General features: G+C 33.0%; 13 protein-coding genes. 12 read left to right on the forward strand and 1 reads right to left on the reverse strand.

Annotation, left to right across the window (positions count from 1 at the left end; genetic code table 11):
• Positions 1-483: 483 nt before the first annotated feature.
• Positions 484-3,081 (forward strand): GmrSD restriction endonuclease domain-containing protein, encoded by a 2,598-nt coding sequence (locus BMY39_RS09475; RefSeq protein WP_143064762.1) that lies wholly within the window; start codon positions 484-486, stop codon positions 3,079-3,081.
• Between the two features lie 462 nt (positions 3,082-3,543).
• Here the strand turns inward: BMY39_RS09475 and BMY39_RS09480 are convergent, their stop codons facing one another.
• Positions 3,544-4,278 (reverse strand): Crp/Fnr family transcriptional regulator, encoded by a 735-nt coding sequence (locus BMY39_RS09480; RefSeq protein ID WP_092578926.1) that lies wholly within the window; start codon positions 4,276-4,278, stop codon positions 3,544-3,546.
• A gap of 238 nt (positions 4,279-4,516) precedes the next feature.
• On the opposite strand from BMY39_RS09480, the gene BMY39_RS09485 reads away from it, so the two are divergent.
• The 11 genes from BMY39_RS09485 (at position 4,517) to moaA (ending at position 12,129) form a co-directional block, all read left to right on the forward strand.
• Positions 4,517-5,695 carry a molybdopterin molybdotransferase MoeA gene (locus BMY39_RS09485; protein ID WP_092578928.1) on the forward strand — a complete coding sequence of 393 codons (1,179 nt, stop codon included), beginning with the start codon at positions 4,517-4,519 and terminating at the stop codon, positions 5,693-5,695.
• 9 nt (positions 5,696-5,704) lie between these two features.
• Positions 5,705-6,043, forward strand: a complete 339-nt coding sequence (locus tag BMY39_RS09490; RefSeq protein ID WP_092578930.1) for a winged helix-turn-helix domain-containing protein — start codon at positions 5,705-5,707, stop codon at positions 6,041-6,043.
• A gap of 77 nt (positions 6,044-6,120) precedes the next feature.
• The gene (locus tag BMY39_RS09495) at positions 6,121-6,474 is read left to right on the forward strand and encodes a four helix bundle protein (protein ID WP_092578932.1); all 354 of its coding nucleotides are present in this window, start codon (positions 6,121-6,123) and stop codon (positions 6,472-6,474) included.
• Positions 6,475-6,549: 75 nt separating this feature from the next.
• Positions 6,550-7,290: a sulfite exporter TauE/SafE family protein gene (locus tag BMY39_RS09500; protein WP_092578934.1), complete on the forward strand. Its 741-nt coding sequence runs from the start codon at positions 6,550-6,552 to the stop codon at positions 7,288-7,290.
• Positions 7,291-7,875, forward strand: a complete 585-nt coding sequence (gene mobA, locus BMY39_RS09505) for a molybdenum cofactor guanylyltransferase (RefSeq protein ID WP_092578936.1) — start codon at positions 7,291-7,293, stop codon at positions 7,873-7,875. It abuts the gene before it with no gap.
• Complete coding sequence (locus BMY39_RS09510) at positions 7,859-8,092, forward strand: MoaD/ThiS family protein (RefSeq protein ID WP_092578938.1); 234 nt, start codon at positions 7,859-7,861, stop codon at positions 8,090-8,092. Before mobA ends, BMY39_RS09510 begins: the two co-directional genes overlap by 17 nt.
• A gap of 71 nt (positions 8,093-8,163) precedes the next feature.
• A complete protein-coding gene (moeB, locus tag BMY39_RS09515; RefSeq protein ID WP_092578940.1) occupies positions 8,164-9,261 on the forward strand; it encodes a HesA/MoeB/ThiF family protein in 1,098 nt (365 codons plus the stop codon).
• Positions 9,251-9,697, forward strand: coding sequence for a molybdenum cofactor biosynthesis protein MoaE (locus BMY39_RS09520; RefSeq protein ID WP_245738231.1), 447 nt, complete (start codon positions 9,251-9,253; stop codon positions 9,695-9,697). The genes moeB and BMY39_RS09520 overlap by 11 nt, the downstream gene beginning before the upstream one ends.
• A 54-nt stretch (positions 9,698-9,751) precedes the next feature.
• On the forward strand, positions 9,752-10,099 hold the full coding sequence (locus BMY39_RS09525) for a four helix bundle protein (RefSeq protein ID WP_092578942.1): 348 nt from the start codon (positions 9,752-9,754) through the stop codon (positions 10,097-10,099).
• Positions 10,100-10,131: 32 nt separating this feature from the next.
• Positions 10,132-11,043: a bifunctional molybdenum cofactor biosynthesis protein MoaC/MoaB gene (gene moaCB / locus BMY39_RS09530; protein ID WP_092578944.1), complete on the forward strand. Its 912-nt coding sequence runs from the start codon at positions 10,132-10,134 to the stop codon at positions 11,041-11,043.
• Between the two features lie 78 nt (positions 11,044-11,121).
• Entirely contained in the window at positions 11,122-12,129 is a 1,008-nt protein-coding gene (gene moaA / locus BMY39_RS09535) for a GTP 3',8-cyclase MoaA (protein ID WP_092578946.1), read from the forward strand.
• Position 12,130: the final 1 nt, after the last annotated feature.

Raw genomic sequence — 12,130 nt, forward strand, 5'->3', positions numbered from 1 at the left:
AAGTGTTTTAAAATAAATTTAAGCACGATAAAATTTACGTAATACACTACGTATAAACATGTTGTTGTTGATAACATTTTACCTGTGTTTTACTTAGAACGGGAAATATTGAATTGAAGATTGGGGGTTTTGAGAGTAAAAACTACGTAGTTTTCTTAACTACTAAATATAATACAAGCCTTTTGCTGGACTAAGCTTGAATTTATATTATTTGGTGGTACGCTTATTGGTTTTGTGTATGATTTCGTTGCGTGCTTAAGCACTAAAGTTAGCAAATAATCAAGGATAGAAAATTCCAGCGGTCCCGATAGCTATCGGTATTCGTATGTAAACCTTTACTAGTAATGAATTATACTCATCTTATATTTACAAACTGTGATGTAGGAAAATATCATTTAGTTTTAAATAATTACTGTCTAGATTTTATTAGATTTGTTTACAATACAATAGAATTATATAGTGAACCAGCTTAAATTTAATTTTATGAATATAAATGAATTGAACAAACAAGAGATGTTTGAGAAGATTTTCAAAGAGCATATGAAAGTAGAGACTTATTCAAAGTCTATTGAAAGTCTTTTTAGCATTAGATCAAAGAGTAAAATTGATTTTGCACCATATTACCAAAGGAACTATGTTTGGGATTCTCACAAGGCTACTTATTTTATAGAAAGTATATTAATGGGAACTGAAATTCCACCGTTAATTTTCTTTAATAGTAAAGATTCAATTGAAGTTATCGACGGAAGACAGAGGTATGAAACCATTTTAAGATTTATGAATGGTGAGTTTTCACTAACTAATAAAGGTTTAAATGTACTTAAGCAATTAAAAGGGTTTACTTGGGATAGCTTGAGTAAAAAACATCGTGATATAATTGATGTTTTTTCTGATGCTAAAATTAGAATAATAGAATTTCGATTAGTTAATACACCTCCTTTAGATGTTTTATTACAGGATAAAGTAAAAAAAGAAATTTTTTCTAGATATAATTCTGGAATTACACCTTTAAAAAAGGATGAGATCGATAACGCAATATATGACAATGACGATTTGTCCAACTTTTTTAAACAACATTATCAGGATAACCCAAGAGATAAAGAACTTGTTTTTAAAAACTTTTTTAAACAGCCAGTTAATCCAGTTGTAGACTATCCAATTGCAAAAATAATGTCATTCACAAGAAGGTCGTTGGTTTTAGCATTATATCCAATAAATTATTATGTCAGAGGAACTGGCAGAACTAATATACTTTCCAAACTTTACGAGTACTTTTCAGATACCAATGTTGAAAATCAGCAAACAGTACTTAATAAATATTTCGAAAAAATAGAATTTCTTAATAAGGTTAGAATTTATTCTAAAGAAAAAGATTTCGATAATAATCGTCTTGCGCTTGAATGCTTTTTATGGGGACTTCATATTCTAGATTTAGAAGATATTGAATACGTAGATTCTGATGAGTTTATTTCAGAAATAGCAAGTCACATACATGAAAATATTAGTTATTATACTCTGGTTGATTACAATTTTTCGTCAGAAATAATGACTAGATTTCTAAGTACTTCAGAGTTTCTGTCGAAAAGATTTCAAATCTCTTTCGATAAATATATTACTGCTGACGAGGAAACTAAAAAGAAAATAAAAGAATTCAGCAAGCCAGAAGAAAGTTCTACACGATTAGCTGAATTGGAATCATTGCGATTATCAAAACCTGAACCGGTTAATAATTCAATTGATGATATAATTAGGGTAATGACTCGCAGAAGATATATGATAAGGCCGTCTTATCAGAGAAAAGAGGTTATTAATATTAATAAGGCTTCTGCGATTATTGAGAGTATTTTATTAGGTATTAAATTACCTCCGATTTTTGTTTTCAAAAGAACAGATGGTATAAATGAAGTAATAGATGGACAACAGCGTTTGCTAACATTATTAGGGTTTATTGGTGAGGATTATCTAGATGAGAACAATAAGCTATCTTCCTCTAAAAATCATAAATTTAAATTAAGAAAGCTTCGGATTTTAAAAGAATTAAATGGAAGTTCATTTACTGATTTAACTGAAGAAGAAAGAGATAAAATTTTAGATTTTCAAATATATGTTGTTGAAATTGATGCGATTCAAAATCCATATTTTGATCCTGTAGACCTATTTATAAGACTGAATGATAAGCCTTATCCAATTCGTGAAAATTCTTTTGAAATGTGGAATTCTTGGGCAAATGTTGAGATAATCTCCGAAATAAAACAGTTAAAAAAATCAGTTGATGAGTGGTTTTTTATTAAACAAATAAAGAAGGCTAATGACAGAGACCGAATGGAAAACGAAGAACTATTAACATCACTTTCATATATAGAATATTATCGTGATTCATCATCATTTCCCAAGACAATTGATGTTTACCAGAAAACTGACAGAATGAATTCAAGAATCAGTACAAAAGGTCGTATAAGTGCTTTAATGTTGAATATTACGGAAGATGAAGACGCGAGGAAGAAGTTTAAAAAGGCAATTAAAGATGTAAAAAACAACATTAAAAAAATAAAATTCGTTTTAATTGATAGAGATGTTAAGAAAGAAGATTTAGCAGATTTTCTTAAGAGTGAGTTGGATTATGTATTTAGTGGTGGTAATGTTCATAAAGGATTTAGAAGAAGAATTCAAGACTTCTATTTTTTATGGATTCTTTTAGAAAAATTAAATTTTGAAATGGTAAAATTTCATCGCTTAGCAATTAAAAAAGAGGTAATAGAAATTATTAGATTTATAAAAAATATACCAGAAGAATTACAAGAAAATAATTTGGGTTATAAGCAGTATTTAAATGCAGTTAATTCTTTTCATAAAAAATACAAGAAAGCTAAAAGAACGATAAAGTTAAATGAAGAAGAGAAGTTAAAATTAATTAAAACACAAAGAAATCAAAGTTCTTTAAGCGAAGCTCCAATTTTTTTAGGAGACGAAATTGAAGTTGATCATATTGAGCCTCTCTCAATAGGTGGTGATGATAAAATGGAAAATTTAGGAATAGCACATAAGAAAGAAAATCGGCAGAAAGGATCAAAATTGAACTAAATATTTCAAGTGTTAGTATTCACTCTATTAAGTTAAATGTATTACAACGGTTAGAAATGGTTCCGTTTTTAATGAACTATATCGTTCGATGAACAAAGTTTGACTTTTCCTACGATAAAATCAATACATACTTATACGTAGTTTTCAACAATAATGGCATTACAAAAAGTGAAGTACGAGTTACGAGGTAATCTTAGGCAATAAAAAGAGAAATCCTAGATTGCCACGTGGTAAACTCCTCGCAATGACGCTGGCGAGCAAACCCGCGTTAGGGATTGTGCTTCGAGAGCACTTCGATAAACTCAGTGACCACCTCAGCAACCACAGCCCTTCTACTTCGCTCAGGATAGACTTCATCCTTTTTTGCTCTATGAAATGACCTTTCGACTGCGCTCAAGGTGACATGCAAAAAAGATATAGCGGAAAGCTCGACCCCTTGTGGGTAACGCCCAAAACACAGCATTAACTATCTAAGAAATAGTTATGGTCGTTTATTTCTTTTTTAAGCGATTGGATATCGTTAATACCGATTTTCTTGCCTTTAGCACTAATTAGTTTTTCTTTTTTTAAAGCTGAAAACACGCGAATGACTTGCTCTTCTGTTGTACCAGCATAATCGGCATATTCTCTTCTACTTAAAGGAAGGTTTAGAAAGCCATTTAAATCGCCAAACTTTCGGTGTATGTATAATAGGGAATCGATGACACGCTCGCGAACCGTCATTTGCGAAATAGACTTTACTTTGTTTTCGCTACGGTTAAGTTCGTTGGCATAAAACAACATCATATCGAAGGCAAACTTAGGGTTGTCTAACAGGGTTTCTTGCAGGTTTTCCTTAGAAAAATAACACAACACAGCATCTTGAAGCGCTATAGCACCAATGGAATAGTACTCTTCTGTACCGAAACCGCGGTGCCCGATAATTTCGCCTTCTTTAGCGAAACGCACGATTTGTTCGCGTCCGTTAATTCCAGTGCGAATGACCTTAACGGTACCTTCTAGAATGAAAAAGAGTCCGTTTACCGGCGCGCCTTCCATAATAAACTGTTGCCCTTTTTTACAACGCAACGTGCTTTTGTTGTCTACTAACGTGGAATTTTCTAGAATGGGAAGGTTTCTATTTACAATACAATTTGAGTTATCGCATGACGCACACGACGTATCTTTTAAGGAGCGAAACTTTGTATGTGTAGACATGGCGACTGCGGGCATGTTGTTCAGGGTTACACTTCAAAAATAAGTAATAATACTTAGCTTTTTGATGCTTTTACGTATTTTTATGAGGTTGATAAAATCTATGTTGTATAAGTTTGAATATCTGAATTTTTTAATCTTAATATTTTTGTTTTCATATTAATTTATAAAATATCGCAGTTTCATTTCTGCTAAAAATCATGAAATCGTTATATTTGTTAGGATATAACGAAAATTTATAATGATTTCCATTTCTGAAGCTATTTCTATTGTAAAACAAAACGGTAAGCCTTTACTACAATCGACTATTAAAAAGGTTGAAAAAGCTGGTGGATACGAGCTGTTTGAGGATATTGTATCACCGATAAACATGCCGCCTTTTAGGCAATCGGCCATGGATGGGTATGCTTTAAATTTGCATGATAACTTATCTTATCAACTAATAGGAGAAGTTAAAGCTGGTGATGGACATGAACCTCAACTGAAAAAAGGAGAAGCTGTTAGAATATTTACGGGTGCGCCAGTTCCTAAAACCGCAAATGCCGTTATGATGCAAGAAAAAGTGGTGGTTCACGGTGAAACCATTACGATTTCTGAACAGATTCCATTAGAGCATAATATTCGCCCTTTAGGTGAACAGGTAAAATCTGGAGCTATTGCTTTAAAAAAAGGCACTAAGTTGACTCCTGCCGCGATTGGTTACTTAATTTCTCTGGGTATTACGGAGGTTTCCGTGTTTAAAAAGCCAAATATCGCGATTGTTACTACAGGAAATGAATTGATAGCAGCTGGACAAGAGTTGCCTTATGGGAAAATCTACGAAAGCAACTCAAAAATGTTATTGAGCGCGCTTTATAATTTAAAGTTTTACGATGTGAGACTTTATAAAGTTGAAGACGATTATACTAAAACTGTTGAGACGCTTAAAGATGCTTTGGATAACAATGATTTGGTGTTAATCACAGGCGGAATTTCTGTTGGAGATTATGATTTTGTTGGTAAAGCGTTAAGCGAATTACAAGTTGAAGAACTCTTTTATAAAGTGAAACAAAAACCCGGAAAGCCCCTGTTTTATGGCAAAAAAGAAAACACCCAGGTATTTGCGCTTCCTGGGAATCCTGCCGCAGCTTTATCTTGTTTTTACGTGTATGTATATATCGCTTTGCAACAAATGATGGATCGTAAAGATTTAGAATTACCAAGAATAAAAGCCAAAGCTATAAATGGCTTTGTAAAGAAAGGTGATAGGCCACAATTTTTAAAAGGTATTTATGAAGATGGTGAAGTTGAAATTTTGGATGGACAAAACTCATCAATGTTACAAACTTTTGCGCTATCCAACGCCTTAGTTTTTGCACCTGAGGATGTGAGCACTATTACTATTGGTGATGCCTTAGAAGTGATAGTATTACCACAATAATTAAGTATTATGGGTTATAAAATAAAAAGTCGCATTTGGATTGAATCGGAAGACAATGTGCTTCTTGGTGAAGGTCGTGTGCATTTGCTTAAAGCTATTGACGACACCGGATCGCTTTCTAAGGCTGCAAAATCTTTAAATATCTCGTATAAAAAAGCGTGGCAATTATTGGATTCGGTGAACAAATCGGCTAAAAAACCAGTAACTATTAATAGTATTGGTGGCAAAGGAGGTGGTGGTGCGGAACTTACAGAATATGGAAAATCCTTGATAAACGCATTTGATGAAATTAATAAAAATTGTTGGGCGTTTTTGGATAAAGAATTAGCGAAAATTGAACGATTATAAAAATGCCTAAAGTTATAAATACTTAAAGTACTTCAAGTTGAGAGTAAAGGCATCTTAAGAAAAATTTGAAACAAAGTATGACCAACAAAGATTTTGCAAAACAATTGGAATTAAGAACAAGACAATTTGGAATAGCTATCATCAGATTGTCGAGTGATTTACCGAATTCAATTGAGGGTAAGGTAATTCGAAATCAAATTACTAAATCAGGAACGAGTGTTGGAGCTAATTATCGTGAGGCAAATCGCTCAAGAAGTAAACGAGATTTTAAAAATAAAATCAAGATTAGCGAAAGTGAAGCTAGCGAAACAGAATATTGGTTAGAATTAATAAAAGATTTGAATTGGGTGAAACAAGTCGAATTAAAGGCAATTATTAAGGAAACAAAAGAACTTTTAGCACTTTTCACTTCTATATCTAATAAACTTTAAAACCGTGGTAACTTATAACTTTAAACACTTTAGGCACTTTAGGCACTTTAGGCACTTTAAGCACTTTTAACTTTTATGCTTCAAACCGAAAACATATATCTTTTTTTAATCATTCTACCTGTAGTATCATTTTTATACTCAAGCGTAGGACACGGAGGCGCCAGTGGGTATTTGGCTTTAATGGCTTTGTTTTCATTTGCTCCAGAAAGCATGAAACCTACGGCGTTATTACTCAATATCTTTGTTGCTGGAATCTCGTTCTACTACTATTTTAAAGCAGGACATTTTAATAAAAAACTATTTATCTCATTCGCCATAGCTTCTATTCCGTTGGCTTATTTAGGGGGTACTATTGAAGTTGATGCTTCTATTTATAAAAAAATTTTAGCTGTTTTATTAATCTTCGCTATTCTTAAAATGCTAAATGTGTTTGGAAAAGAAAGTGATAATACAAAGCAAGTTAAACTGTGGCAAGGATTAATTGTTGGCGGCATCATCGGTTTCTTTTCTGGACTTATTGGTATTGGTGGCGGCATCATTTTAACACCAGTAATTCTGCTATTGCATTGGGGTAAGATGAAAGAAGCGGCAGCGGTTTCTGCGTTGTTTATTTGGGTGAATTCAGCAGCCGCTTTAATTGGACAATTGAGTAGTGGTGTTTCAATAGAAAAAGGCGCTTTTATTCTTGTTGCTATTGCATTGGTTGGTGGTGTTTTAGGCGGGTATTATGGCAGTAAAAAAATCAATAATCAGCGTCTTAGATACATATTAGCTTTTGTATTAATTATAGCTTGTGCTAAATTATTTTTCACCTAAATGATAGATAAAACCAACATAACAGGCATTATTTTAGCTGGAGGAAAAAGTTCCAGAATGGGTTCTGATAAAGGGTTATTAATGTTGAATGATAAGCCATTTATTCAATATAGTATTGATGCTTTAAAACCTTTAGTTTCTGAAATCATTATTGTTTCAGACACCCCAGAATATGATGCTTTTGGATTAAAACGCATAACAGATATTACCAAAGATGCTGGTCCTGTATCTGGAATTTATTCAGGGTTAGAGGCGTCTAAAACTGAACTAAATTTGATTCTGAGTTGTGATATCCCACTGATAACTTCTGAAGTGTTACAGCAATTGATTGATGCCATCGATGATACTTCAGAAATTATACAGGCTGAAAGTAATGGTAAATCCATGCCTTTGATTGCGCTTTACAAAAAGTGCATTAAGAACACATTCAAAAGCTTTTTAGAACAGGACGAACGGCGGTTGAGAGTCGCTATAAAAAGCTGTAACTATAAAAATGTTGTTTTAGATGAAGCCTTTCAAAATGCAACATTAAATGTAAACACTAAAGAAGAATTTAAACAAATTGAAGATGCTTATTACGATTAAATATTTCGGACAAATAGCAGAAGTGACTCAAAAAAACGAGGAGCAAATCGAGATATCTGGAGGTTCAATTTCAGAACTTTTAAGTACACTGATCACTAAATATTCAGATTTAAAAAACAAAGATTTTCAAATAGCGCAAAATCAAGAGTTAGTGGATTTAGATACGGAATTAACTGGAGCGGAAATCGCTTTATTGCCACCATTTGCAGGAGGATGATTTTAAAAATGTTGATTTGTTGAATCGGTAAATCGTTTAAACAACTCATCGAATAAACAATTAAACAACGAGTGAATAGATACAACAGACATATTATTCTATCAGAAATTGGTCAAGAAGGTCAAGACAAGATTTCCAATGCCAGAGTTTTGGTTATTGGTGCTGGTGGTTTAGGATGCCCTGTGCTGCAATACCTTACCGCTGCTGGTGTTGGTGCTATTGGAGTTATAGATTTTGATGTGGTTGAACTTTCAAATTTACAACGTCAGGTACTCTTTGGAACTTCATCTCTAGGAAAAAATAAAGCCATTGCAGCCAAAGAACGGTTACAGGATTTAAATAATGACATTTCAATAATTCCTTACCCAGAACCGCTTACCTATCAAAATGCTATTGAATTGTTTACCCAATATGATATCATTGTTGATGGCTCTGATAATTTTGAAACACGTTATTTGGTAAATGATGCCTGCATCATTACAAACAAACCTCTAGTCTTTGGCGCCATTTATAAATTTGAAGGGCAGGTTTCTGTTTTCAATTTTCAAAACGGACCGAGTTACCGATGCCTCTTCCCCAACCCACCACAAAAAGATGCTGTTCCTAATTGCTCTGATATTGGTGTTTTAGGGGTGCTTCCTGGAATAATTGGTAGTATGCAAGCCAACGAAGTTTTAAAAATCATTTTAGGTATTGGTAATGTACTTTCAGGGAAATTGCTTTGCTATAATGCTTTGACATCCCAAACGTCAACTTTAAAAATAAACAGAAACGAAACTAGCATTCAATCCGTTTTAGATGAGCAAGATAGTTTTGAGAATAAGCAAATCAATATAGGCTGTGAAATCGAAGTCATAGAAGTTTCAATATCCGCGATGATTTCAGAAAAAAACGTTCAGTTTATTGATGTTAGAGAATTACACGAACAACCTAAAGTAGACAATTTAGACGTTACCTATATTCCATTAAGTGAATTAGAAACTAGTTTGCATAAAATTGATTTATCACAAAAGAAAGCCCTTTTTTGTAAATCTGGAATGCGCAGTAAACATGCCGTAAAAGTATTGCAAGGATTAAATATTAATAATTGTTTTAGTATACCTCAAGGTGCTTCAGAAATAAACAATTATTTAAAAGAACATAATAAATTACTATCTAATGAAAGATAAAAAACCAATGAAAAGCGTTTTCAAAGAAGGTGCGATAACTTCAGAGTTTATAGGGAATTCTATTTATAAACACCAAACCAAGACAAGTATTGGCGCGCACAATATTTTCCTCGGACAAGTACGTGCAGATGAGATTGATGGTAAAACGGTTTCCGCTATTGAATATACTGCTTATGAAGATATGGCAAATCAAAAATTCCATGAGATACGAGAATCAGCTTTTGAAAAATTCGACTTAACGTGTATGCACATTTATCATAGTTTAGGTACCGTAAAAGCAGGTGAAATTTGTCTTTTTGTTTTTGTATCATCACCAAGACGAAAAGTAGTTTTTGAAGCTTTAGAATATATAGTTGAAGCCATTAAAGCTGATGTTCCTGTGTTTGGAAAAGAGATTTTTGAAGATGAAAGTCATCAATGGAAGGTTAATAATTGATTATTGACTAATTATAATTGATTATTATTACTCATACCCTATAATTCATTTTTTATGAAAGAGGCTTTAAAAAAACGAACTAAATTATTTGCCCATAACTGCGTGAAGTTAACAAAACTATTGCCGAATGAATATTTAGCAAATCATATCAAAGGTCAGCTTATTAGGTGTTCTACATCTGTTGCAGCAAATTACAGAGCTACTTGTATAGCGCAATCAAAAGCAAGTTTTGTTGCGAAAATTAGCATTGTGATTGAAGAAGTTGATGAATCGAATTTTTGGTTAGAGTTTGCTTTAGATGAAAATTTAATTCAAAAAGACAAAATAGATTTCCTTTTAAAAGAATCTAGTGAATTAACAGCAATCTTTATGGCATCCAGAAAGACAGCAAGCAGGAAATAATCAATTTTCAATAATAAATAACAAATCCCAAAATGGTCGATATAACACACAAAGTAACAACACTAAGAACTGCAGTTGCACAAGCAATCGTCAAAGTCAGTAAACCTGAAACAATCGAGGCTATTAAAAACGATACCGTTCCAAAAGGAAACGTATTTGCTATGAGCAAAGCAGCTGGACTTTTGGGTGTAAAGCGCACACCAGATATATTACCCGATTGCCACCCCTTACCTATTGAGTTTACTGGGGTGGAATATAAAATTGATGGATTAGAAATTACGGTTTTATTTACCGTAAAAACCATTTACAAAACAGGTGTTGAAGTTGAAGCGATGCATGGTGCTAGTGTTGTAGCTTTAAATATGTACGACATGCTAAAACCTATAGATAAAGGCATAGAAATTCACGCTATTAAACTTTTGACTAAAAAAGGTGGGAAATCTGATTTTAAAGACTCCTTCAGAAAAGATTTAAACGCTGCTGTTGTAGTGTGTAGCGATACTATTTCTGCTGGTCATAAAGAAGACAGAGCAGGAAAAGCTATAATTAGCAAACTTGAAAGTTGCGATGTGAAGGTTAATGAATATATCATTATTCCTGATGAGAAAGAAGTCATTCAACAAAAAGCAAAATACTATCAAGAACAAGGTATTGATATGGTAATTTATACAGGAGGCACAGGATTATCAGGAAGAGATGTTACTCCAGAAGCGCTTCTTCCCATTTTAGATAGACGCATTCCAGGCATTGAGGAAGCTATTAGAAGTTATGGACAAGAGCGCATGCCATTTGCCATGTTATCAAGAAGCATAGCGGGTACTATTGGTGACACTTTAGTTTTGGCCTTACCAGGTTCAACGAATGGTGCAAAAGAATCAATGGATGCTATATTTCCAGCCATACTACATAGTTTTAGAATTTTAAAAGGTGCTAGACATGACTAAAATGTTTATTCGTGGAGTTGTTAAATTGTTTAGGCGATTACACCTATCAACGATTCAACAATTAAACAGAGCGAAGGTATGAGTAAGAATAAAAACATATTAAAAGATTCACATGGTAGAGACCATGCTTACCTCCGTATTTCGTTGATAGAGCGTTGTAATTTACGTTGCACATATTGCATGCCCGAAGAAGGTGTAAAGTTGTCCTCTAAAAGTCATTTAATGACTTATGAGGAAATTTATGAAATCGCTAAAACTTTTGTAGATCATGGTGTTACCAAAATCAGGTTAACTGGTGGAGAGCCTTTAATTAGAAAAGATATTCCTGTAATTTTAGAGAAGCTCGCTACGCTTCCTGTGGAATTATCTATCACTTCAAACGCTGTTATCATTGACAAATTTATTGATGTACTTAAAGCAAACGGCGTAAATAAAATAAATGTGAGTTTAGATTCTTTAGACCCTTCAAAATTTAAACATATTACGCGTCGTCATGAATTTCAAAAAGTTTACGACAATATTTTATTACTAGTTAAAGAAGGATTTACGGTTAAAGTAAATGCCGTTTTAATAAAAGGATTTAATGATAATGAAATTATCGATTTCATTAATTTCACTAAAGATTTACCAATCTCAGTTCGCTTTATAGAATTTATGCCTTTTGATGGCAACAAATGGGATATGAGTAAAATGGTATCGTATGCAGAAGTCATGAACTATGTAAATAAAACTTTTTCTGAAGATGACATTTTACGTTTAAAAGATGCGCCAAATGACACCTCTAAAAATTATAAAATAAAAGGATTTAAAGGGAGTTTTGCAATTATCAGTTCGGTAACGAATCCGTTTTGTGATTCTTGCAACAGACTGCGCTTAACTGCTAATGGTCAATTAAAAAACTGTTTATTTTCATCTGGTGAATCTGATTTGCTCACCACACTTCGTGCAGGCAATCCTATTGAACCTATAATTCAAAAAGCAGTACAAGCAAAATTTAAAGTTCGAGGAGGCATGGATACGCTCGAGAAACTCCAAGAACCCAAACTTCACAACAATAATAGAAGTATGATTACCATTGGTGGATAAA

The sequence above is a fragment of the Hyunsoonleella jejuensis genome, from assembly GCF_900111025.1.
GTDB classification, from domain to species: domain Bacteria; phylum Bacteroidota; class Bacteroidia; order Flavobacteriales; family Flavobacteriaceae; genus Jejuia; species Jejuia jejuensis.

Coding starts and splice junctions, on each gene's coding strand:
- BMY39_RS09475 (WP_143064762.1), top strand. CDS start 484: ATGAATATAAATGAATTGAACAAACAAGAGATGTTTGAGAAGATTTTC.
- BMY39_RS09480 (WP_092578926.1), bottom strand. CDS start 4,278: ATGTCTACACATACAAAGTTTCGCTCCTTAAAAGATACGTCGTGTGCG.
- BMY39_RS09485 (WP_092578928.1), top strand. CDS start 4,517: ATGATTTCCATTTCTGAAGCTATTTCTATTGTAAAACAAAACGGTAAG.
- BMY39_RS09490 (WP_092578930.1), top strand. CDS start 5,705: ATGGGTTATAAAATAAAAAGTCGCATTTGGATTGAATCGGAAGACAAT.
- BMY39_RS09495 (WP_092578932.1), top strand. CDS start 6,121: ATGACCAACAAAGATTTTGCAAAACAATTGGAATTAAGAACAAGACAA.
- BMY39_RS09500 (WP_092578934.1), top strand. CDS start 6,550: ATGCTTCAAACCGAAAACATATATCTTTTTTTAATCATTCTACCTGTA.
- mobA (WP_092578936.1), top strand. CDS start 7,291: ATGATAGATAAAACCAACATAACAGGCATTATTTTAGCTGGAGGAAAA.
- BMY39_RS09510 (WP_092578938.1), top strand. CDS start 7,859: ATGCTTATTACGATTAAATATTTCGGACAAATAGCAGAAGTGACTCAA.
- BMY39_RS09520 (WP_245738231.1), top strand. CDS start 9,251: ATGAAAGATAAAAAACCAATGAAAAGCGTTTTCAAAGAAGGTGCGATA.
- BMY39_RS09525 (WP_092578942.1), top strand. CDS start 9,752: ATGAAAGAGGCTTTAAAAAAACGAACTAAATTATTTGCCCATAACTGC.
- moaCB (WP_092578944.1), top strand. CDS start 10,132: ATGGTCGATATAACACACAAAGTAACAACACTAAGAACTGCAGTTGCA.
- moaA (WP_092578946.1), top strand. CDS start 11,122: ATGAGTAAGAATAAAAACATATTAAAAGATTCACATGGTAGAGACCAT.